Annotated in this window: 23 protein-coding genes; 12 read left to right on the forward strand and 11 right to left on the reverse strand. The window is 61.2% G+C overall.

Going from position 1 to position 19,850, the window contains the following annotated elements:
* Positions 1 to 4: 4 nt before the first annotated feature.
* From ACP15P_RS00465 to ACP15P_RS00475, 3 genes are read left to right on the forward strand one after another with little or no spacing between them, the layout of a single operon-like run.
* The gene (locus ACP15P_RS00465; RefSeq protein WP_424926523.1) at positions 5 to 1,171 is read left to right on the forward strand and encodes an ABC transporter permease; all 1,167 of its coding nucleotides are present in this window, start codon (positions 5 to 7) and stop codon (positions 1,169 to 1,171) included.
* On the forward strand, positions 1,168 to 2,667 hold the full coding sequence (locus tag ACP15P_RS00470; RefSeq protein ID WP_424926524.1) for a sugar ABC transporter ATP-binding protein: 1,500 nt from the start codon (positions 1,168 to 1,170) through the stop codon (positions 2,665 to 2,667). The genes ACP15P_RS00465 and ACP15P_RS00470 overlap by 4 nt, the downstream gene beginning before the upstream one ends.
* On the forward strand, positions 2,664 to 3,644 hold the full coding sequence (locus ACP15P_RS00475; RefSeq protein ID WP_424926525.1) for an ABC transporter permease: 981 nt from the start codon (positions 2,664 to 2,666) through the stop codon (positions 3,642 to 3,644). Before ACP15P_RS00470 ends, ACP15P_RS00475 begins: the two co-directional genes overlap by 4 nt.
* A gap of 492 nt (positions 3,645 to 4,136) precedes the next feature.
* Here ACP15P_RS00475 and ACP15P_RS00480 read toward each other — a convergent pair whose 3' ends face one another.
* The 4 genes from ACP15P_RS00480 to ACP15P_RS00495 are packed head-to-tail and all read right to left on the reverse strand — an operon-like array spanning position 4,137 to position 8,351.
* Positions 4,137 to 4,721, reverse strand: coding sequence for a DUF4202 domain-containing protein (locus ACP15P_RS00480; protein ID WP_424926526.1), 585 nt, complete (start codon positions 4,719 to 4,721; stop codon positions 4,137 to 4,139).
* Positions 4,722 to 4,754: 33 nt separating this feature from the next.
* Positions 4,755 to 6,026, reverse strand: a complete 1,272-nt coding sequence (locus ACP15P_RS00485) for a glycosyltransferase (RefSeq protein WP_424926527.1) — start codon at positions 6,024 to 6,026, stop codon at positions 4,755 to 4,757.
* A 7-nt stretch (positions 6,027 to 6,033) separates the two neighbouring features.
* Entirely contained in the window at positions 6,034 to 6,801 is a 768-nt protein-coding gene (locus ACP15P_RS00490) for an HAD-IIB family hydrolase (protein ID WP_424926528.1), read from the reverse strand.
* Positions 6,798 to 8,351, reverse strand: coding sequence for a glycoside hydrolase family protein (locus ACP15P_RS00495; protein ID WP_424926529.1), 1,554 nt, complete (start codon positions 8,349 to 8,351; stop codon positions 6,798 to 6,800). The genes ACP15P_RS00490 and ACP15P_RS00495 overlap by 4 nt, the downstream gene beginning before the upstream one ends.
* A gap of 381 nt (positions 8,352 to 8,732) precedes the next feature.
* On the opposite strand from ACP15P_RS00495, the gene ACP15P_RS00500 reads away from it, so the two are divergent.
* Both ACP15P_RS00500 and ACP15P_RS00505 read left to right on the forward strand, forming a co-directional pair.
* Positions 8,733 to 9,104 (forward strand): hypothetical protein, encoded by a 372-nt coding sequence (locus ACP15P_RS00500; RefSeq protein ID WP_424926530.1) that lies wholly within the window; start codon positions 8,733 to 8,735, stop codon positions 9,102 to 9,104.
* On the forward strand, positions 9,101 to 9,289 hold the full coding sequence (locus ACP15P_RS00505; protein ID WP_424926531.1) for a helix-turn-helix transcriptional regulator: 189 nt from the start codon (positions 9,101 to 9,103) through the stop codon (positions 9,287 to 9,289). The genes ACP15P_RS00500 and ACP15P_RS00505 overlap by 4 nt, the downstream gene beginning before the upstream one ends.
* Before the next feature lie 163 nt (positions 9,290 to 9,452).
* Here ACP15P_RS00505 and ACP15P_RS00510 read toward each other — a convergent pair whose 3' ends face one another.
* The 5 genes from ACP15P_RS00510 to ACP15P_RS00530 all read right to left on the reverse strand — a co-directional run bounded on the left by ACP15P_RS00510 (position 9,453) and on the right by ACP15P_RS00530 (position 12,660).
* Positions 9,453 to 10,340: an energy transducer TonB family protein gene (locus tag ACP15P_RS00510; RefSeq protein WP_424926532.1), complete on the reverse strand. Its 888-nt coding sequence runs from the start codon at positions 10,338 to 10,340 to the stop codon at positions 9,453 to 9,455.
* Complete coding sequence (locus ACP15P_RS00515; RefSeq protein WP_424926533.1) at positions 10,337 to 10,729, reverse strand: ExbD/TolR family protein; 393 nt, start codon at positions 10,727 to 10,729, stop codon at positions 10,337 to 10,339. Before ACP15P_RS00515 ends, ACP15P_RS00510 begins: the two co-directional genes overlap by 4 nt.
* A complete protein-coding gene (locus ACP15P_RS00520) occupies positions 10,729 to 11,100 on the reverse strand; it encodes an ExbD/TolR family protein (protein WP_424926534.1) in 372 nt (123 codons plus the stop codon). The genes ACP15P_RS00515 and ACP15P_RS00520 overlap by 1 nt, the downstream gene beginning before the upstream one ends.
* Before the next feature lie 4 nt (positions 11,101 to 11,104).
* Complete coding sequence (locus ACP15P_RS00525; RefSeq protein WP_424927280.1) at positions 11,105 to 12,028, reverse strand: MotA/TolQ/ExbB proton channel family protein; 924 nt, start codon at positions 12,026 to 12,028, stop codon at positions 11,105 to 11,107.
* 332 nt (positions 12,029 to 12,360) lie between these two features.
* Complete coding sequence (locus tag ACP15P_RS00530) at positions 12,361 to 12,660, reverse strand: DUF2218 domain-containing protein (protein WP_424926535.1); 300 nt, start codon at positions 12,658 to 12,660, stop codon at positions 12,361 to 12,363.
* Positions 12,661 to 12,786: 126 nt separating this feature from the next.
* Here ACP15P_RS00530 and ACP15P_RS00535 point away from each other — a divergent pair, with 126 nt between their 5' ends.
* The 7 genes from ACP15P_RS00535 (at position 12,787) to bfr (ending at position 17,492) form a co-directional block, all read left to right on the forward strand.
* Positions 12,787 to 13,704, forward strand: a complete 918-nt coding sequence (locus tag ACP15P_RS00535) for a siderophore ABC transporter substrate-binding protein (RefSeq protein WP_424926536.1) — start codon at positions 12,787 to 12,789, stop codon at positions 13,702 to 13,704.
* Between the two features lie 28 nt (positions 13,705 to 13,732).
* On the forward strand, positions 13,733 to 14,698 hold the full coding sequence (locus ACP15P_RS00540) for an ABC transporter permease (protein WP_424926537.1): 966 nt from the start codon (positions 13,733 to 13,735) through the stop codon (positions 14,696 to 14,698).
* Positions 14,688 to 15,632 (forward strand): iron chelate uptake ABC transporter family permease subunit, encoded by a 945-nt coding sequence (locus tag ACP15P_RS00545; RefSeq protein WP_424926538.1) that lies wholly within the window; start codon positions 14,688 to 14,690, stop codon positions 15,630 to 15,632. Before ACP15P_RS00540 ends, ACP15P_RS00545 begins: the two co-directional genes overlap by 11 nt.
* Entirely contained in the window at positions 15,629 to 16,387 is a 759-nt protein-coding gene (locus ACP15P_RS00550) for an iron ABC transporter ATP-binding protein (protein WP_424926539.1), read from the forward strand. Before ACP15P_RS00545 ends, ACP15P_RS00550 begins: the two co-directional genes overlap by 4 nt.
* A gap of 149 nt (positions 16,388 to 16,536) precedes the next feature.
* A complete protein-coding gene (locus ACP15P_RS00555; protein ID WP_424926540.1) occupies positions 16,537 to 16,695 on the forward strand; it encodes a hypothetical protein in 159 nt (52 codons plus the stop codon).
* Positions 16,696 to 16,765: 70 nt separating this feature from the next.
* Entirely contained in the window at positions 16,766 to 17,041 is a 276-nt protein-coding gene (locus ACP15P_RS00560) for a (2Fe-2S)-binding protein (RefSeq protein WP_424926541.1), read from the forward strand.
* A complete protein-coding gene (gene bfr / locus ACP15P_RS00565; protein ID WP_424926542.1) occupies positions 17,007 to 17,492 on the forward strand; it encodes a bacterioferritin in 486 nt (161 codons plus the stop codon). Before ACP15P_RS00560 ends, bfr begins: the two co-directional genes overlap by 35 nt.
* Positions 17,493 to 17,730: 238 nt before the next feature.
* Here the strand turns inward: bfr and ACP15P_RS00570 are convergent, their stop codons facing one another.
* Both ACP15P_RS00570 and ACP15P_RS00575 read right to left on the reverse strand, forming a co-directional pair.
* Positions 17,731 to 18,267, reverse strand: coding sequence for a bactofilin family protein (locus ACP15P_RS00570; RefSeq protein ID WP_424926543.1), 537 nt, complete (start codon positions 18,265 to 18,267; stop codon positions 17,731 to 17,733).
* Complete coding sequence (locus tag ACP15P_RS00575; RefSeq protein WP_424926544.1) at positions 18,257 to 19,594, reverse strand: DUF5930 domain-containing protein; 1,338 nt, start codon at positions 19,592 to 19,594, stop codon at positions 18,257 to 18,259. Before ACP15P_RS00575 ends, ACP15P_RS00570 begins: the two co-directional genes overlap by 11 nt.
* Between the last annotated feature and the right edge of the window lie 256 nt (positions 19,595 to 19,850).

Consider the following 19,850-nt stretch of genomic DNA (forward strand, 5'->3'; position numbering starts at 1 on the left):
CGACATGACCGACACGCCTGTTGCGGGCAATCTGCCAGGAACCGGGGCCGCTCGCCCTGGCCTGGCCTCAAGCCTCAGCCGGACGGCGCAGGACCTGCTGCTCTCCGACTATTTCGTCCTCTACCTGTCCCTCGCCTATTTCATCGTTCTGATCCCGTTCCTGCCCACGCTCTCAAACCCGGCAAACATCTCAAACATCCTCTCCAACATGTGGCCGCTTCTCGTGGTCGCCACCGGCCAGACATTCGTCCTGACCGTCGGCGGCATTGACCTCAGCCAAGGCAGCGTCATTGGTCTCACAAGCGTCATTGCCGGCGCACTCCTGGCCACATCCGCCTCCGGCTCCGTCCTCGCCAACGCGCCCATCTGGGGCATCATCATTTCCGAGGACGGCGGCCTCCTCGCAGGCCACCCCGGCGCCATCTGGATAGGCATCGGCGCCATGCTCGCCACCGCCGCCATCATCGGCGCCATCAACGGCATCTCCGTCGCCGTCCTCAACATGCCGCCCTTCATGGTCACTCTGGTCGGTTTGATCGTCTTCGGCGCACTCGCCATCTGGCTCACCCAGTCCGAGAACATCCGCCCCCTGCCCGAAAGCTTCATCCAGCTCGGCAAGGGCGACATCGTCTCGGTCTATCTCGGCGAACAGGACGAGCCCCGCATCCCCCGCCGCCAGATCTACTCCTTCGTCACATACCCCATGCTCATCGCCGTGGGCATCGCCATCGCCGCCAGCATCCTGCTGAGCCGCACGGTGTTCGGCCGCTACGTCTACGCCATCGGTGCAAACCGCCGCGCGGCTGAAATCTCCGGCGTGCCCGTGCGCCGCGTCATTGTCGCCGTCTTCGTCATCTCCGCCCTCTGCGCCGCCGCGGGCTCCATCCTCTACTCCGCAAGGCTGGAGGGCGGCCGCCCGACCCTCGGCGAGGGCGCGTTCCTGCTCGACGTGATCGGCGCCGTGGTCATCGGCGGCACCAGCCTCTTCGGCGGACGCGGCCGCATCCTCTGGACGGTGTTCGGCGTGCTGTTCTTCGTGCTTCTGTCCAACACGCTGAACCTGATGAACCTCTCCTCCTTCCATATCGACATGGTCAAGGGCGCGGTCATCCTCGGGGCCGCCATGCTCAATGTCCTGCGCGAACGCCTGATCCGGGAGAGATCACGATGAGCCACCTTCTCACCCTCCAGGACCTCTCCAAGGCCTTCTTCGGCGTCCATGCCGTCCAGGGCGTCACCCTCAACATACCCGAAGGCGCCGTCACCGGCCTGATCGGTGAAAACGGCGCGGGCAAATCCACCCTGATGAACATGATCGGTGGCATCCACCAGCCCACTTCCGGTTCCATGTTCTGGCGTGACAAACCCTACACCCCCCGCGACACCGCCGCGGCCACGGAAACCGGCATCGCCTTCATCCACCAGGAACTGAACCTCTTCTACAACCTCACCATCTCGGAAAACCTCTTCATCGACGGCTTCCCGAAACGGATGGGCCTGATTGACCGCAAAGCAATAGACACCCGCACCCGCGAACTGCTCAAACTCCTGGACCTCGACCTCGCCCCCGACACGCTTCTGGGCGAACTCTCCCCCGGCGAACGCCAGCTGGTGGAAATCGCCAAGGCCCTCCACCGCGAGGCTGAACTCATCATCTTCGACGAGCCCACCACCTCGCTCACCCCGCGCGAGATCGAACGCCTGTTCGAGGTCATCGACCGCCTGCGCTCGAACGGCAAAACCGTCATCTTCATCAGCCATGTCCTGGGCGATGTGGAACACCTCTGCGACCACATCGCCGTCATGCGCGACGGCCAGCTTGTGGCCGAAGGCCCCACCTCCGATTTCGGCATCCCCGAGATGATCCAGGCCATGATCGGTCGCGAGCTTTCCGCCCTGTTCCCCGACCGCACCGCCCAACCCGGCGCGGAAATCGTGGCCGAAGCCGTAAACCTCACCCAACCCGGCGTGATGAAAGACGTCTCCTTCCAGATCCGCTCCGGCGAAATCCTCGGCCTTTTCGGCCTCATGGGCTCCGGCCGCAGTGAACTTGCCCGCGTACTCTTTGGCCTCGACCCCGTCGCATCGGGCGGGATCAAACTCGGCGGCAAACCCCTCTCCGGCGGCCCCCAGGCCCGCATCCGCGCGGGCCTCGCCTTCGTCACCGAAAACCGCCGCGAGGAGGGTCTGCTGATGGACGCTCCCATCTCCGACAACCTCTCTCTGGTCTCGATCAGCCGTTTCGGCCGCAAGCCCCTCAATCTCGTGGACCGCCCCGGCATCGCCCAGGCCACCGCCGACATTTCCGACCAGGTTACGCTCAAGGCCGGCGACATCAGCATCCAGCCCGCCAAGGCCCTCTCCGGCGGCAACCAGCAAAAGGTCGTCATCGGCAAATGGCTCATGGAAGGCCCGCGCCTCTTCATCCTCGACGAACCCACCCGGGGCGTCGATGTGGGCGCGAAATACGAGATCTACACCCTGGCCGACCGCCTCGCCGCCGAAGGCGGCGCAGTGCTGATCATCTCATCGGAACTGGAGGAGCTTATGGGCATGTGTGACCGCATCATGGTCATGAACCAGGGCGAAATCATCGACACCTTCGCGGAGAAACCCTGGAGCCAGAAAGCCATCCTTGCCGCCGCCTTCCGGGAGGTCGCCGCGTGAACACCGATCCCTCCCGCCTCGCGCTCCGCAACGCCACCATTCTGATCTTCACCGCCGTCCTCGTGCTGTTCGGCCTCGTGGCGCCGGGCTTTCTCTCGCCGGAAAACCTGTTCAACATCGTCAAACAGTCCTCCTTCATCGGCATCGCCGCCATCGGTATCACCTTCGTCCTGCTCACACGTGGCATCGACCTCTCGGTCGGCTCCGTGATGTATCTCGGGCCGCTCATCGCCGGGTTCGCCATGCGCGACTACGGCGTCGGTGTCGCGGGCGGTTTTGCCGTCGCCATCCTAGCGGGCCTCGCCATGGGGGCCATCAACGCCTTCTTCATCGTCCGGCTCGGCATCGCGCCCTTCATCGTCACCCTCGCCACGCTGTTCTTCTTTCGCGGCGCGGGCACCTGGATGACCAGTTCACGCCAGTTCGATTTCGACCGCGAAATGCTCGATTTCGGCCTCTCCTCCGTCGCGGGCATCCCCGTCCCGATCCTGCTCTTCGCACTGGCTCTGGTGATCGCCCATCTGACGCTCACCCGCACCACGTTCGGGAAACAGGTCTACGCCATCGGAGCCGACCCCGAAGCCGCGGAGAAAGCCGGCATCCGCACCGGCACCATCGAGACCGGCGTGTTCCTCATCTCCGCCACCACCGCTTCCATCGCGGGATTTGTCCTGATTTCCCAGATCGGCCGCCTCGACGTGGCCTTCGGCGAGGGCCGCGAGTTCGACGTCATCGCCGCCGCCGTCCTTGGCGGGGCCAGCCTCTTTGGCGGCGTCGGCACCGCCTGGGGCACCGCCGTGGGCGCGACCCTGATCCAGACCGTCAAAACCGGTCTGATCTTCTCCGGCATCAACCTCTACCTGCAACCCATCGCGCTCGGCCTGGTGATCTTCGTCGCCGTCCTCCTCGACAGCCTCCGCGCCTGGCGCCTCCAGGTCTCCCAACGCCGCGCCATCCGGGCCGAGGTAGGGGATTAGGGGCCAGAGCGGGACACCCCCTTCAAGATCAGATCTCCCGACTTACGGGCTTTGGACGAGCCGACTCCACCCCGTCCGATTTGACCCGCGGCAAATCGGGCCGCGGCTGTCCTACCGGGGGCAGTCGCGCAAACGCTCCTGCCAGGACAACCGCACCCCGATCCAGGCGTTCGGTCCTGGCTCAACTCCCCTCGGCCTACGGGCACAGCCCTCCAGCCGACCGAACCGCGCGGTGTGCCCCCGGCACCCCGCAGATGCGGTCCGGGATGCCCAAGCCCAAAGTTGAGTCCGAAATTCAATCGTTACGATCCCGCTTGATTTGACCCGCGGCAAATCAAGCCGCGACTGTCCTGTCCGGGGCAGTCGCGCACACGCGACCGCCAGGACAGCCGCGCCTTGATCCAATCCTCCGTGGCCAGCTACACCCTTCACGGCCTCCGGGCACAGCCCTCCAGCCGACGGGATCGCGCGGCGTGCCCCGTAAGGAATAAATCAAGCCGCCGTCACACGCTCCGCAAGCGGCGCCGGCAGGTCAAACTCGCGGAGCACCCGGTCGCGCATGTCCTGTGACATCTTCCGCGCCGTCTTGCCCACGATGTCGAGCACCTTCTCCATCTCGTGCTTGGCGGCAAAAGCGGGGAAATACCATTTCAGGAACACCATGCAGATCGTGTCCTCGAGCATCTGCACCTCATCGTCCCGCTTGATCCCCTCCTTGCGGAGCAGAACCCCAACCCGCTCGCACTCCTCTTCCGAATAGCCCGCATCGGCCATCAGCGCGCCCAGCTTCTCGCCGTGAATGCGCCCCTGATCCCGACGCCATTTCAGGTATCCCGCGCGGCCCTCCGGATAGGACGTGCGCGCGATCTTCCACCGCTCAATATGCTGTCCCCGTGAGGCGATCTTAAGAACGTCCGACACGTCATCCCCGAACAGTCGCGCCAGCTCGGAACTCATCCGCCGCCCATAGAGCAGAGCCGCGGGCATCTCGCTGCCCTCGCCATCGTCCTCAAGCGTCGGGTCGGCGGCATTGGCCTCATCCACCGCCGCCAGCACCTGTTCCAGATCACCCGCCATCACGAAAACTCCCGCCGCTACCGCGGCACACCGTCACGGATCGTCATACCGCCCGATATACCGCTCAAAAATCTCAATCGTGCGCCGCGCGATCCCCGTCCAGCCGAAGGTCCGCCGCGCAAACCGCGCGCCCTCCACCATCAGACGCTCGCGCACCCACTCATGCTGCATCGGCATGTTCAGCATCGCCGCAAACTCCTTCGGCCGCGTCGGATCGGCCACCAGCGCATGACGCCCGAACTCCACCTGCTCGAAGAGCCCGCCGCGCGTGGTCAATACCGTGGGCGTGCCACAGGACATCGCCTCCACGGCCGTCATGCCAAACGGCTCATACCTGGACGGCAACGCAAACACCCCAGGCGCGCGATAGTAATCCGCCAGCTCATCATCCGATACATAACCGCGCCAGTCGATTTTATCCCCGACACCCAGGTCCTGCGCCTGCTGCTTCCAGGTCTTGACCAGCGCCTTGTCATCGTCGGAATTGGCCCCCGCCGCCAGAACCAGCCGCGCCTCCGGCTGCAGCTCCAGAAGATGCGGCAACGCCTGAATGGCCAGGTCATAACCCTTGTTGGTCGCCGCCCGGCCCACGACATACACGTCATGCTTCGTCATGTTCAGCCGCTTGCGGATCCCTTCCAGCACGGTCGGCGTCGTGGCGGTGAACCGCTGTTCGTCAATGCCCGGCGGGATCATGGTGATATGCTTGCTCGGCAGATCGTAGTGATCCTCGATCAGCTCCACCTGCTGCTCACTCGTGGCGATCATGTGGTCGCACGACCGGTACAGCACGAATTCCTTCTCGATCCGCTCATCGAACCGGTAATTCGCCTTCTTGCCCTCGCCCAGGCTCTCCATGTCCTTGGCCTTCCACCAGCCCAGCGAATGGGGCGTGTGGATATGCGGGATCTGCAACTCCTCGGCAATCTTCTGGCCCGACACACCGGCATCCCAGTAATGCGAGTTCACCACGTCATACTGCAGATTGTTCCGCCGCACCGCCGACAGCACATTGGTCACGAAATCCCCGTACCAGTCGTGCATGTCCTCCTTGCGGATGAAATCAGGCCCCCCAAACGGAATGCGCCAGACGCGTAAATTGTCATTGATCCGGTCTTCCGCCGGCTGGTCCTCGAACTGGCGCGTCAGCACATCAACCCGGTACCCGAGCCGCGCGAACCGCTTGGCCAGTTCCATGACAAAAACCACCTGCCCGCCGGTGTCGGGCTTGCCCAGCTCGGGCGTTCCCGCCACGTAGCCGTGCAGCGAAATCATCATCAGGTTGCCGGAATGTTGCTGTGCCATCTTTCCCCTATCCGTTTACCGGACCGTTCTGGTCCCCGCCTGCCGGAACGACGCCGAAATGCATCAGCCCCTCCAGCACGCCTGCCGCATGTTTCGCCCGCGCATGGTAGAACGGCACTGGTGGCAGCGCGTCGAGCAGTTCCTGCCGCGCATTGCCCACCGCAATCCGGTGTTCCGCAGCCTTCAACAGTTCCACATCGTTACCACTGTCCCCGGATGCGACGACATGATCCGCTGCGACACCAAGATGCGCCGCCAGAAACCGTGTCGCCTCGCCCTTGCCCGCGTTCACGGGCAGAACATCAAAATCACTCGTGCCGGAGGCAATGATCTGACAGTTGAGGTTTTCGCCCTCCAGGGCCGCCACCGCCTCCGCCTGTGCCTCCACCGGGACCGCAAAACTCACCTTCCAGGATGTCTGGTAAACCTCATCATGCGGCGTGTGGCCGAGATCCTGCAAAATCTCAAAGATCCGCCCCTGGGGCCAGCCGTCAAACCGGTCCTGCCAGACGGTCAGGTTCTCACCACCCACGCCAATCTCCGTTCCCATCGCGGTTACCACCGCATCGGGGGTCAGCCCGGCTGGAAACACGTTAATGAGCGTCTCCGCCACGCTGCCCGAAGGGCGGCTCGAATTGACAACTAACCAAAGCCTGTCCCGGTTCCGCGCCAACACCTCCGACAGGCGTTTTAGCGCCGCGTCATCCCCGGTCAGCGTGTCGTCAATATCGCTGATGAAAAGCCACTCACGTCCACCTTCCACAGGTCCGGTCACGATGCGGCAGCTCCATCAACATGCATGGGCATATCCGTCTCGCGGGTCGCGGTATAAACCGATTCAACCTCACTGGCCGCCCGGCGCAGCCATTCCATCGACGTGTCCCAAAGCTTCAGTTTCGCGGATTCCGTATAGAACCCGACCCGGCCCTCGGAATATCCGTCATCCACCACCGACAGGGTGATCTGTCCATTGAGCGAAAACTCGATATAGGTCCCGTGCGTGACAATCTCGAGCGAGATCTCATTCCGGTCCGGATTGGCCAGGAAATTTCCGGTCTGCAGCGTCTCATACTCAAACGCATGTTCAAATTCCGGCCGCGAATTCGCGCCCCAGCGCCTGAGCTGCGCAAAGCCCTTCACCAGATCGAGCGACAGGTAGTAGCCGTCCCCCTCATCCGAGACCCGCAGCACCAGGCCACATTTCCCGCGACCCTCAAGCTGCATCTTGGTGCGCAGCCGGAAATCCTGATGCTCACCGGGGATCAGAAACGCCTCAAACCCGCTGTCACAGCGCAGATGCACACCGTCATCCGCATCCATGTCGATCATGGCATTGGCATTGTTGCCCATCATCGCGCTGTACTCGGCCGGATTGGTCACCTGAAAATGGTTATAGGTCAGGTCATCAAACCCACGGTAGGATTTGAGCCGCAACCGTCCGCCATCATCCGTCACCAGCTCCTTGGGCGGTGGCAGCAGACGCGCGGTAAACTCGCGCCCGTAAATGATTTCCTTGCGCTGGAAGAAGTTGAACAGCAGCACCCGGTCACCCACCTTGCAGGTCCGCGCCGCGTAATTCCCCTTTGCCAGCAGCACGTTGTCCGAGAAGTTCATCCACGGACCCTCAATTTTGTCCGCCTGCCAGTAATGGATCTTGGTATCCTCACGGATCGAGCCAATGAGGTAACAGCGCCCGTCCATCCGAAGGAGGTTTGGCACCTCCACATCGTCATAGAGCCCCGGCGTATAAAGCGGCGGCCCAAACTCGAATTTGTTCGGCGACGTCTCCCGCGCGACCCCGACACAGCCCCGCCGGATGATCGGCCCGTCCTTGACCCGCGTCGAGGACAGAAGCATCCGCTCCCCCGTCACCGGATCGTGGTAGAAAAACGGATCGCGGAAACTGACCCAGTTGCGCCCCTCATCCACGGTGGATTCGTACCACGGTCCTGGCACCTCCAGCGGGTACGACCCCGAATTACACCGCTCCCAGGTGTAAAGGTCATCGGACCGCGCCAGGCCCACACGCTGGACCCGGCCATATTCCGCCCGGCAGAGCCCGGTATAGAACATGCGCCACGACCCCGGTTTTTCCGGATCGGGTGTCACATGCATGGTCCAGAGCATGTCATCGTCCCACTGGCCAGGATCGCCCACAAAAAGGGCATTTTTGACCCTGCGCCACGTCATTCCGTCCTCACTGACGGCATGGGCTATGAAGTCGTGGTTTGGCAGCACCAGATGGAAAAGGTGAAACAAACCATTGTGGTACACAACATCGACGTCGCCGATATCAGACCTGAGAAATCCGTGCGAAGCATACATGCTGAATCAGTTGCACATTTTTCAGGTGACCGCAATCAACCGGCTCTCATGGCTGATGCCTGGCAAGGTCCCGTCAACGGGTGGAATACGGCGTTAAACCCGTCCCACCTGAACCGTTAAAATCCTGTTTTCACGATACTTTCCGAAACGCATGTGTTTCACCGGACCCGGTGGGGAGCGGTCGCCGCCGGTAAACGCCAGATCCATCACACAACATTCTTGTGCCTAAATTTGCACACATGCTTAAAATTTGGGCAACAGGCGTTTCCGCGCACACTTCAGTCAATACCGGCCCATGTAAAGCATCCTTGACAACATCCGCTTTCCGGCACAATTGTAAAACAACCTTTACACACCCCGACCTGACATACGGAGTGACCCATGAAACGCTACATCATCGAACTGGGACTCGCTTTCCTCGCCTACGCCGTCACCCTCGTCATTTCCCTCCGGATGCTCGCAACCGGCGTGGACGCACAGGCCACCCGCATCGCCCTTTCCCTCCTGCCCATGCTGCCCGGCCTCGCCATGTGCGTGATCATCCTGCGCCACCTCGCCCGCCTCGACGAGTTCCAGCGCAAACTTCAGCTCGAAGCTCTGGCCCTCGCCTTCACCGGCACCGCACTCATTACCTTCAGTTACGGCTTTCTCGAAAATGTCGGCTTCCCCAAACTCTCGATGTTCGCCGTCTGGCCTCTGATGGCGGCTCTCTGGGTGATCGGAACACTGGTCGGCCGGATCAGGTATCGATGAAAAACCGAATTCAGGATCTCCGCCAGGATCGCGGCTGGTCCCAGGCCGAACTTGCCAAATCCCTGGAGGTCTCACGCCAAACCGTCAACGCGATTGAGCGCGGCCGATATGACCCGAGCCTGCCCCTCGCGTTTCGGATTTCTCAGGTCTTCAGCCTACCGATTGAGGAGATTTTTGAGCCCTGATCCGAGGGCAGTTTTGGCCAAAACCCCTCTCAATTTCGGCCGTTTTCGGCAAAACCCCGTGCAATCTGTGCCATTTGACTCACAATCTGTGCCACTTTTGGTGCAGGTTCGGACAGTTTCAGAGCCGTTTCGACACATTTCAGAGCGGTTTCGGACACCGCAATCAGCCAAAATCCATGCGTAGCGTGAAACGGTATTGCGGCTTGTCGAGACCTTTCGGCGCCCTGTCAAATCTGCCCGCCCGCTTCACTGCGCGCACCGCGGCATGGTCGAACTCCGCGATGCCCGACGAGCGCTCAATTCCAACATTCGCCAACTGGCCAGATGTCTGAACAATAACAAAAATTTCCACTGAAACTCTCTCCGGCCGCCCGGACGGACGCCTTTTTCGCCGCTCTATTCGGGCCCGGATTTGGCTCCCCCAGACGGTTGTCAGCCTGACGGTCTCACCCCGTGACAGGGTCGTCGTACTGGCATTTCCGCGGTTGCCCGCCACGACGGATCCACCCGCTCCTGCGGATTTCTGCTCCACCTGTCGCGCGCTGTCCACATCGGCGGTTTTTGCAGTTTCCTCAATGGGTTCCAGGTTCTCCGGACGGCGCTTTGGCTTCTCAACAACTACCGCTTTGGCCGCCGCCGGTGCCGGCTCCGGTTCCAACTCCGCCTCGGCCTCCGGTTTTTCAGGCTCCGACGGTGGCGGCGGCGCGACCGTTTCCGTCTCCATCTTCTCCGGCCGATCCCGCTCCGGCGCGGCCATCGCCAGCTGGATCTCCGCCCGCGGCGCGACCAACGGTTTGATCACCGGCAGGTTCACATCCAGCGCCGCCTCATTCGGCGCATCCAACTCCGTTTGATCCTCCACCACCTCCGGCGGCCGCTCCCAGGTCTCGACCAGTTCCCTGATGCTCGCATCCGCCGCCTGAACGCTGATCAGATACTCTCCACCGACGCCACCGGCCTCAACGCCCTCGCGCGGAACCAGTGCAAACAGCACCACGTGAACCGCGACCGCAACACCGAAAAATACCGTGATTTCAGCGGGTTTTCTCATTCCGGCGTCACCACCAGTTCTACGCTCGACAGCCCCGCCTGCGCCATCCGCTGGAGGGTTTCTGCCAAAACCGACGCCTCCAGATCCGCATCCGCGCGTATTTTGACCGTGGAATGATCCGCAGCCGCGAGGCTGTCGATGGCGCTGTCACCTTCCTGGCCGTCATGGTGAATCCGGCCGTTTTCGTCCATGAATACAACCTGTTGACCGTCATCCTCGCCACCCGCCGACTGCGCATCGGCTGTTTCGGGCGGCGTCACCTCAAAGGGTTCCCGCTGCGACAGGTTCGAGGTCATCAGAAAGAAAATCAGCAGCAAAAACACCACGTTGATCATCGGCACAATGGACTCGCCCCTTGCCCGACGCGGCGGATCGGAAAAATCCATCATCATTCCACCAGTACAATTGAGGTAAACCCCGCAGCCCGCAATTTCGCAGCAATATCAACGAGGTGCTGCAACGTCGCCCCATCCTTTCCGCGCAGGATCAAAGGGTCAGTGGGCGCCTCCATGAGCGGCGTCACCGCCGAAACAATGCTGCCAACCTCCGCACCGTTGAGCAGCACACGCCCCGGCGTGACATCAATCAAACGCGGCGGCCCTGTATAACTCCCGCCCCCGGACGCAAGCGGCAGCGGCAGGACCTCATCCACCCCAAAACGCGACGCGAGCATGAAAAAAACCAGCAGCAGAAACACCACATCAATCATTGGTGTCAGGCTCGGCTTCCGCCGCGGTCTGGCTGGGGGCAACAGCTGCATGTGCCTATTCCGCGGCGAGTTTCATCGCTATGGGCTCCCGGGCGACAAAGATCCGGGCCGCGCCGTCCTCAACATCACGCCGGATACGGTCGATGACCGCCTCAAACCAGGTGAGCGCCGCGGAGGCCGGAATTGCCACGGCCATACCGGCCGCAGTGGTCAGCAGAGCCTCCCAGATACCACCTGCCAGCAGAGAGGGATCGGCACGGCTACCGGCCTGCTGCAGGGCCTGAAACGCCGCAATCATGCCCAAAACGGTGCCCAAAAGCCCCAAAAGCGGCGCAATTGTGGCGATGAGCTCCAGCGCGCGCAGACCGGTTCCGGCCTCGCCAATGCCCTTGCGGGCAACACGTGCGGTCTCCTCACGGGCCCGGTCCTCCGGAAGCTGACGCACGGCTGAGAGGGCAGCATAGACGACTTTCGACCTGATCCCGCTGCGGCCCTGTACCGTCGCAATGGCCTGGTCGTAGCGGCCATGCTCAAACGCCTCGAGCGCGCTGCCCGCCTTGCCCGTCGACCAGGCCCCGATCAGGGCCAGCCGCCAGATTTTCCACAGGATCAGCGCGAGCGTAATCACCGAAAGAGCCGCAATCGCCCAGATCGATGGCCCGCCATTACGCAGGAACGTCGCCGCCGTGTCCCAGGCGTATCGCCAGGTGTCGATGGCTGCTTCAGGGGTGCTCTGTGGTGCGGCAGGTTCCGCCACGGCCGTTTCGGTACCAACCTCTTCAGACGCCGTCAGCAGATCCGGCTTAGAAGCTTCAGTCTCCGCCGGGGAGAACAGGTTTTCGGCTTTTTCCTGGCCCGTTGCGTCGGCTCCGCCCTCGAACGCCGGCGCCTCGACCGAAGTCATCGGCTCGGGTGCGTCCTGCGCGAAACCGGGTGAGGCTGCGACCAGCAGACCGAGACAGACCAAAGCGGGAATCATGCCGCTCTTACGGCCAAACCGTCGCAAGGATCCTTCCGACTCTAACATCCCGAATACTGCTTTGCTGGCTTTGCTCACGGTGTCGCTCTCCGCAAAAAATCACTTGATCCACGGCTTTTCCGCGCCTCCGGCGCCTCCGGCGCCTCAAATCCGCCGCGGGGATATTACCATACTATATTTGTCAGGATTAAGTCTTGCAACACCAATACGTAACAGGAGTTACAATCGGCGGTCGTGTGTCGGGTGATGCATGCCTGACGCGAAGGGAGTTTGCAGAGGCAGTTCGGGCGCCGCCGTGGCCCGCCCGCGCTGACACCCGTGCCCTCTCCCGTTCAGGGCTGAAGCGCGGTTTCGGTCCAGTTCATGTTCTGGAAATCCTCGCGAAATGCGAAGGTTACAAGATGCCGGTCGATCACATCCTTCGCCATGGAGAGCCTTGATTCGTCGCTGACATCCATCACGACCTCCATCACGCCATCGCGCGCGACCATGTGCGCCGTCCCGAGGGGAAGCTCGGCGCGGCCGGTGGTCTCATCGTATTCGACCTCTACCTTGTGGCCGAAATGCTTGCACAACTGGCCGATATATTTGCCCGCGTTGGGGGTTTCAAAATGTCCGGTGAGTCTGATCATGGCAATATCCGATTGTTTTGCTCAGATTATGCGCTGGACCTCCCTGTGGCAACAGACTAATTTACCAGGGAATTTCCGTGAAGCCAGCGGTCCGCGAGCCACACGATCCAGTTGGGGGACAACCACATGAAAATTCATTCCACTCTCGCGGGCGGAATGCTCGCACTTTCCGCTGGCTTTTGGAACCCGGCAGCTGCCGAGGACGTCGCAGTTTCCACCGCGACCGGCGAGGTTTCCGTGCCGGCAGCACCCAAGACCGTTGCGGTATTTGACGTGGCGGCCATCGACACGCTTGCCGCTCTCGACGTGCCCATCGCAGGCGTGCCGTCGCCGCATTACGTACCCTATCTCGACGGCGCTGTAGAGGACGCGGAAGTGGTCGGCACGCTGTTTGAGCCGGATTTTGAGGCTCTGGTCAACATGAACCCCGACCTGATCGTCATTGGCGGACGCTCCTCCGAACAGGGCGAGGCGCTGGAGAAAATCGCGCCGGTGGTCGACATGACGGTCTGGGGCGACAATCACATCGAGCAGTCGCTGGAACGCCTCAATGCCTATGGGAAACTCATGGGCAGGGAGGACAAAGCCGCTGAAATCACGGAAGAGTTTAACGCAAAACTCGACCTGGCCCGTGCCGCGGTTGAGGGACGCGGCAACGCGCTCATCGTGCTGACCAATGGCCCGAAGGTTTCCGCTTATGGCGCGGGTTCCCGGTTCGGCTGGATTCACTCCGCGCTTGGCCTGCCCGAGGCGGTGGAGGCCGTGGACGTTCAGACCCATGGTGAGGCGATTTCGTTTGAGTTCATCGCGGAGGCCGATCCGGACTGGCTGATCGTGGTTGACCGTGGAGCGGCCATTGGGGCCGAGGGCGAAAGCGCACGGGAGACGCTCGACAACGCACTCGTCACCGGGACCCGAGCCTGGCAGAACGATCAGGTGATTTTCCTGACCGCCTCCAACCTCTACATCGCCGGCGGCGGCATCCAGTCCATGACCATCACCATGGATGAGATCATCAACGCATTCGACAAATCGTCCTCCTGATTTGACCAACGGCCTGGGGAATTACGCTATGGGACTTTCCCGGGCCAGGCTCGCGACGGTTCTTGGGCTGCTCCTGCTCAGCGGGGTGAGCCTGCTGACCGGGGTGGCGCATCTCGATCCACGCCAAATTTTTGCCGATCCCGAGGCGTTACAGCTTCTGATGCTGAGCCGCCTGCCCCGCACGCTGGCCTGCCTGCTGACCGGGGCCGGTCTGGCCGTGGCCGGGGTGATCATGCAGCTGATGGTGCGCAACCGGTTTGTCGAGCCTGGCACCACCGGTACGGCGGAGGCGGCCATGCTGGGCCTGCTGGCGGTCACGCTGGTGGCCCCAGGGATGGCGATTTTTGGGAAGATGATGGTGTCGGCGGTGGCGGCCCTGATCGGGATGGGAGGGTTTCTGCTTCTCACCCGAAACCTGCCGCCGGAACAGCCGGTTCTGATTCCGCTGGTGGGACTGATCTATTCCGGCATCATTGGCGCGGGCACGACATTCGTCGCCTGGCAGACCGATCTGATGCAGTATCTCGGCGTTTGGATGAACGGGGAGTTTTCCGGTGTGCTGGCCGGGCGGTATGAGCTGCTGTGGCTGGCGGGTGTGCTGGCCGGAGTTGCGTGGATTGCCGCGGACCAGTTTTCCATCGTGGGTCTTGGGCGCAGTGCGAGCCTTAATCTTGGCCTGAACTACAACCAGGTGATGGCGCTTGGCGTGGCGACCGTGGCCATGGTGACGGCCATGGTGGTGGTGACCGTGGGCCTGTTGCCATTCATTGGGCTGGTGGTGCCGAATATCGTGTCGCGGCTGCTCGGGGACAACCTGCGTCAGACCCTGCCGGTGGTTGCGGGCATGGGTGCGGGTCTGGTGCTTCTGTCGGACGTGATCGGGCGGCTGGTGCGCTATCCCTATGAGATCCCTGCGGGAACGGTGTTTGGCGTCGTCGGGGCGATCGTGTTCCTGTGGCTGCTGCTCGGCCGGAGGGCGTCCCTTGCCCGATAGGCGACTTCTTGTGTTGGCGTGCCTTCTGGTTGCGGTATCCCTGCTCTTCCTGGGCTGGGGCCTGACGGGACGGGTCTGGCTCATTCTGGAGATGCGCAGCGTCAAACTCGCAGGGCTTATCCTTGTCGGCTTCTCAGTGGGTGTTGCCACCGTGATGTTCCAGACAATCAGCGGCAACCGCATTCTGACACCCGCAATCATGGGGTTTGATGCCCTGTTTCTGCTTCTTCAGACCTCGCTGGTGTTTACGCTTGGCGGGTTCGGGTATGCGCAGCTTCCCGGGACGATGACGTTCATGATGAACATGCTGGTGATGATGGGCGCGGCGATGCTACTGTTTGGTCTGCTGCTGTCGCGCAACCGGCATGACATTCAGCTGATGATCCTGGTGGGCGTGATCTGCGGCCTGCTGTTTCGCTCGCTGACCTCGTTTTTTCAGCGCATGATCGACCCGTCGGAATTCGCCATGGTTCAGGGCGCCATGTTCGCCAGTTTCGGCGCGATCGACACGACGCAGCTGATGATCTCAACAGCTGTCTTCGCAGTGGTCTCTGTGGTCGTGTGGCGCAATCTTGCGAAGCTCGATGTGGTGTCCCTCGGCCGCTCGACGGCGATTTCGCTGGGGCTGCCGTATGACCGCATTCAGATGGGCGTTCTGGTCATGGTGGCCGCGCTGGTGTCGGTTTCCACCGCGCTGGTTGGTCCCATTACGTTTCTGGGGCTGCTGGTTGCCAGCCTTGCGCATATTCTCATGAAAACCCACCGGCATGTGCTCCTGCTGCCCGCAGCGGCGCTGATTTCCGCAACGGTGCTGGTCGCGGGGCAGACCGTGTTTGAGCGCATGTTCCGGATGCAGTCCACCCTGGCGGTGGTCATCGAGTTCTTCGGTGGACTGCTCTTCCTCTATCTTGTCGCAAATGGCCGGGTCCGATGATTGAAGTAGACAGACTGAGCCACAGTATTGGTGGCTCCGGGATCCTGAAAGACGTGACCACGTCAATCCCCGCAGGCGGGATTACGGCGATCATCGGTCCGAACGGTGCGGGAAAATCCACGCTGCTGAACCTGATCGCGCGGCAGTCCCCGATTGAGAGCGGGCGCATTACGGTCGACGGTCTGGATGTCAGTACCACCGACACGCGGCAGCTGGCGCTGAAAATGGCCTATGTGGCGCAGAATACGGGTGTGGCGAGCCGGTTGCGGGTGGCTGAACTGGTCGGGTTTGGACGCTGGCCCCACTGTCATGGAAGGCCGACACAGGCGGACCGTGAGGCAGTGACGGAGGCACTGGCGCTCTTCTCCCTCGATGGACTGGAGAACCGTTTTCTCGACGAACTGTCGGGCGGACAGAAGCAGCGGGCGTTTATCGCAATGGCTCATGCCCAGGCGACGGACTGGCTGCTGCTTGATGAGCCGTTGAACAATCTCGACATGTTCCACGCCCGAAAACTGATGCGGGATCTGGACACGCTTTCCCGTGAACTCAACCGCAGTGTGGTGATGGTGGTCCATGAGATCAACTACGCCTGCGCCTGGGCGGATCATGTCATCGGGATGCGGGATGGCCGCGTGGTGATTGAGGGGCCGGTGGAGGATGTGGTGACCGAGGTCGGCATGAGGACGCTCTATGATCTGGATGCACACGTGACTGAAATCGACGGGCACCGGCATGTGCTGCATCACGTCTGACGGAGGCGTGACCGGTCGGGTTCGAATATCCTTTAACTGACTGAAAAAGTCGGATTGACTTTTCCGACCAATTCACTCAGTTTTCGCTTCGCCACCCTGCCGAAACTCCAGGGAAGCCTGAATCGAAAGATTGGAAGGATTTCACGGAAATGTCAGCAAACGGAAACACGGCCCAGGTACACCGCGCGTCACCGGACAGGCCGGAGATGATTGAGATGTTGATGGGCGACGGTACCGTCGGCTGGTTCAATCTCGAGTGGTTTTTCGACCGGCTCGAACGGCAGGAATGGCGGGGTGTGTGGTGGTAATGCGCCGGACACCTGCTGAGGGAAGCGGTCCCGGACCCGTCCGGGCACGATCGACTGGAGGAACGACCGCGTGATCGTCTGCCACTGCAAAAACATCACCGACCGGGATATTCACGCCGCCATCGACTGGATGCGCGCGTCTGATGCTGAAACCATTATCACGCCGGGCAAGGTCTACCGGGCACTCGGCAAGGCCGCGGATTGCGGCGGATGCCTCCCGCTATTCTTGTCTTCCATGCGCGAAAATGCCAACCTGGAAGTACCGATGCACCTTCGCAACTTGAGAGCCGAAGTCACACAGGAACCCGGAAATGGCAAAAGATTCAAAAGTAATAGACTACCTTAACAAGGCTCTGCGCTCGGAGCTGACGGCCGTCAGCCAGTACTGGCTGCATTACCGGCTTCAGGAGGACTGGGGCCGTGGGCACATGGCCCGCAAGAGCCGTGAGGAAAGCATCGAGGAGATGAACCACGCGGACAAACTGATTGCCCGCATCATTTTCCTGGGTGGTCACCCCAACCTCCAGAAACTCGATCCGCTGCGCATCGGTCAGACACCAAAGGAAACACTGGAATGCGATCTGGCGGCCGAGCGTGAGGCTCAGGCGCTCTACAAGGAAGCCCGCGCCCATTGCGAGTCCGTGAGCGACTACGTGACCAAGAACATATTTGAGGAACTGCTGACCGATGAGGAGGGTCATATCGACTTCCTGGAAACCCAGCTTGATCTGATGAAGAACATCGGGGAAGAGCGCTACGCGCAGCTCAACGCCTCAAAGATGGACGAGGCCGAGTAAGGTTTCCGAGAATACCGGTCTGTCGGCGGTTTGATCACTGGCGGCAGACGTTACTGGACGAAATACGACCAATTCTGACGTAACAGATTTCAAAAAAATTTGGCTGGCGGAAAATTCGGTCCGCACAATCCTGAACAGGAATTACCCCCCACGGGGCTTTACCCGGATAGCTTTATTCAGGCCGTCATCAGGTCACCACACCCCGGCGACACTCCCTGACCTGACGCAGGTCGAAACCTTACTCTGCCGCTGCGGTCGCTGCGGTGTTCTGCTGCTGGCTGCGAACGGCCTGGGGCTGCTGCGGCTTGCCGACCGGATCGTCCTGACGCTGAACCGAACCCTCGAAATGGGCGCCGCTCTCGATGGCGATGGTCTTGTGGACAATGTCACCCTCAACACGGGCCGTGGAGGACAGACGGACCTTAACACCGCGCAGACGGCCGATAACGCGTCCGTGGGCGATCACTTCCTCTGCGCTCACCTCGCCTTTGACGACGGCGGTCTCGCCAACGATCAGCGTGTTAGCGCGGACGTCACCCTCAATGGTGCCTTCGATCTGAATGTCGCCGGAGGAATGTACGTTGCCGGTAATGGTGAGGTCGGTCGAGAAGACCGAAGCGGCCGGCTTGGGTTTTGGAGTTGCGGCCGGGACCGGAGCGGTCGCGCGCTTTTCCATGGTGGGGGGACGAAGGTCGGAAGGTTTGATCTTTTCTTCCGTCGGATTCGCATTCGTGGGCTGCGGTACCGTTTCGCCTGGTTTCGGTTTAGAAAACATCCTTGGCTGCCTCCAGGTAAATCATAGGGTTCACTGGGCGATCGTTCAGGTGTACCTCATAGTGGAGGTGAACGCCCGTACTACGTCCGGTTGAACCCATATCACCTATATGCTCCCCACGCGATACCTCCTGGCCTGGTTCGACCAAAATTTTCGACAAATGCGCATAAAGTGTTTCAAACCCGAAATCGTGGCGAATGCGGATGGCGTAGCCGTATCCGCTCTCATATTTTGCCGACTCTACAACGCCATCGGCGGTGGCGTGAATGTCCGTGCCTTTCGCAGCTGCAAAATCAAGTCCGCGATGCATGCGGCGACCGGCCCCTTTGGGGTCGCGACGGTAGCCAAAACCGCTGGTAAAGCGATAGGCCGACTGGACCGGATTTGTGTAGGGGATTTTGCTCGTCGCAACCCTAAGTAGATTCATCCGGTCGAGGTCGAGCATCACCTCGTTGAAGCGCTCGTTCAGGTCGCCCTCGAAGGACCGGCTGCTGACCGTAACGGTCGCCACGTCACCACCACCGGTGCCGGAGTAACTCTTGCGCACCGACGCCAGAACACCCTCGATATCGATGTTGGTTTTCTCCATCATTTTCTCGAGCGGCTCAAACGACTGGGCGACGGTCTGCTCCAGCTGCTGAACCATTTCGTCATTGCGCCGGTCATTGACCAGAGCGCGCAGCTCAAGTTCGGCAAGCTTTTGTTCCAGTTCAGCTTTTTCGGCATTCGCCACGTCCCGGGCCGCGGCGGCCTCGGTCAGTGCGGAGGAGACGGTGGCCACGATTTCGGTCAGGTCCTCACCGTTGCCCTGCTTGCGGACAAGGTCGTCGCTGACGTCGTTGATCTGCTCAACGAGGCGGTCATTCACCTGCGAAATCTGGTCGCGCTGACGCACGGATTCCTCAAGGCGCTCACGCATCAGACCGAGGGCCAGAGACAGTTCGCGGCGGTCCTCGATGGACTCCAGAATGATGCTCTGCTGCTCGCTGATCTGGTCCATCGCGACCTTGAAACGGTCCTGCGCGGAGCGGGCCTCACGGGTGCGTATATCCCGTTCCTCGGCCAGTTCATCGAGGCGGCGCTCATAGGAACTTTTGAGGAACACGGCCTCATCGACGTCGTTGGGCGAGGACAGGCGATCCATCACAAAAAGGGTTGTGGAGGCGGTCAGAACGCATAAAAGCGCCGTCCCGGAGAGGGTCAGAAGCGCCTGCGAAACGGGGGTGAAACGGATGTATTTGGTGCTGTCACCTGATTGAATGTAGAGACGTTTTTCCGGAAAAACGACAGATAAAACGCCGCCCTTCTGACGGGAACTGTTCCTCATACTTTCATCCGCTATATTGTTGTCACCCAACCCACAGGCGCAAGTTCCAGGTTGGCTTATGGAGGAAACCCGGTTTTTGCAACCGGATATTGAGTGGCGCAAAGGGTGTAAGCGGAAAATCGCCAATGCATCATTTCCCGACAATTTTGCAACCCTTTAATTCAAAAGCGTTCGAAAGCGGCAGATTTGTTAACCATTTCATGCCTGCTTTTCAGTGCGTTGAAATCAGTGTGTTCGAACTTCAAACCGGTTGCCA

The sequence above is a fragment of the Amaricoccus tamworthensis genome (assembly GCF_049800875.1).
Classification (GTDB): Bacteria; Pseudomonadota; Alphaproteobacteria; order Rhodobacterales; family Rhodobacteraceae; genus Amaricoccus; species Amaricoccus tamworthensis.

What these genes read in the sequence shown, in the direction of transcription:
- ACP15P_RS00525 (WP_424927280.1), bottom strand. Translation starts at nt 12,028, where the DNA reads ATGATTCCCGCTTTGGTCTGTCTCGGTCTGCTGGTCGCAGCCTCACCC.
- bfr (WP_424926542.1), top strand. Translation starts at nt 17,007, where the DNA reads ATGGCAAAAGATTCAAAAGTAATAGACTACCTTAACAAGGCTCTGCGC.
- ACP15P_RS00500 (WP_424926530.1), top strand. Translation starts at nt 8,733, where the DNA reads ATGAAACGCTACATCATCGAACTGGGACTCGCTTTCCTCGCCTACGCC.
- ACP15P_RS00485 (WP_424926527.1), bottom strand. Translation starts at nt 6,026, where the DNA reads ATGGCACAGCAACATTCCGGCAACCTGATGATGATTTCGCTGCACGGC.
- ACP15P_RS00480 (WP_424926526.1), bottom strand. Translation starts at nt 4,721, where the DNA reads ATGGCGGGTGATCTGGAACAGGTGCTGGCGGCGGTGGATGAGGCCAAT.
- ACP15P_RS00575 (WP_424926544.1), bottom strand. Translation starts at nt 19,594, where the DNA reads ATGAGGAACAGTTCCCGTCAGAAGGGCGGCGTTTTATCTGTCGTTTTT.
- ACP15P_RS00530 (WP_424926535.1), bottom strand. Translation starts at nt 12,660, where the DNA reads ATGATCAGACTCACCGGACATTTTGAAACCCCCAACGCGGGCAAATAT.
- ACP15P_RS00510 (WP_424926532.1), bottom strand. Translation starts at nt 10,340, where the DNA reads ATGAGAAAACCCGCTGAAATCACGGTATTTTTCGGTGTTGCGGTCGCG.
- ACP15P_RS00540 (WP_424926537.1), top strand. Translation starts at nt 13,733, where the DNA reads ATGGGACTTTCCCGGGCCAGGCTCGCGACGGTTCTTGGGCTGCTCCTG.
- ACP15P_RS00505 (WP_424926531.1), top strand. Translation starts at nt 9,101, where the DNA reads ATGAAAAACCGAATTCAGGATCTCCGCCAGGATCGCGGCTGGTCCCAG.
- ACP15P_RS00495 (WP_424926529.1), bottom strand. Translation starts at nt 8,351, where the DNA reads ATGTATGCTTCGCACGGATTTCTCAGGTCTGATATCGGCGACGTCGAT.
- ACP15P_RS00535 (WP_424926536.1), top strand. Translation starts at nt 12,787, where the DNA reads ATGAAAATTCATTCCACTCTCGCGGGCGGAATGCTCGCACTTTCCGCT.
- ACP15P_RS00555 (WP_424926540.1), top strand. Translation starts at nt 16,537, where the DNA reads ATGTCAGCAAACGGAAACACGGCCCAGGTACACCGCGCGTCACCGGAC.
- ACP15P_RS00515 (WP_424926533.1), bottom strand. Translation starts at nt 10,729, where the DNA reads ATGATGGATTTTTCCGATCCGCCGCGTCGGGCAAGGGGCGAGTCCATT.
- ACP15P_RS00470 (WP_424926524.1), top strand. Translation starts at nt 1,168, where the DNA reads ATGAGCCACCTTCTCACCCTCCAGGACCTCTCCAAGGCCTTCTTCGGC.
- ACP15P_RS00570 (WP_424926543.1), bottom strand. Translation starts at nt 18,267, where the DNA reads ATGTTTTCTAAACCGAAACCAGGCGAAACGGTACCGCAGCCCACGAAT.
- ACP15P_RS00550 (WP_424926539.1), top strand. Translation starts at nt 15,629, where the DNA reads ATGATTGAAGTAGACAGACTGAGCCACAGTATTGGTGGCTCCGGGATC.
- ACP15P_RS00520 (WP_424926534.1), bottom strand. Translation starts at nt 11,100, where the DNA reads ATGCAGCTGTTGCCCCCAGCCAGACCGCGGCGGAAGCCGAGCCTGACA.
- ACP15P_RS00465 (WP_424926523.1), top strand. Translation starts at nt 5, where the DNA reads ATGACCGACACGCCTGTTGCGGGCAATCTGCCAGGAACCGGGGCCGCT.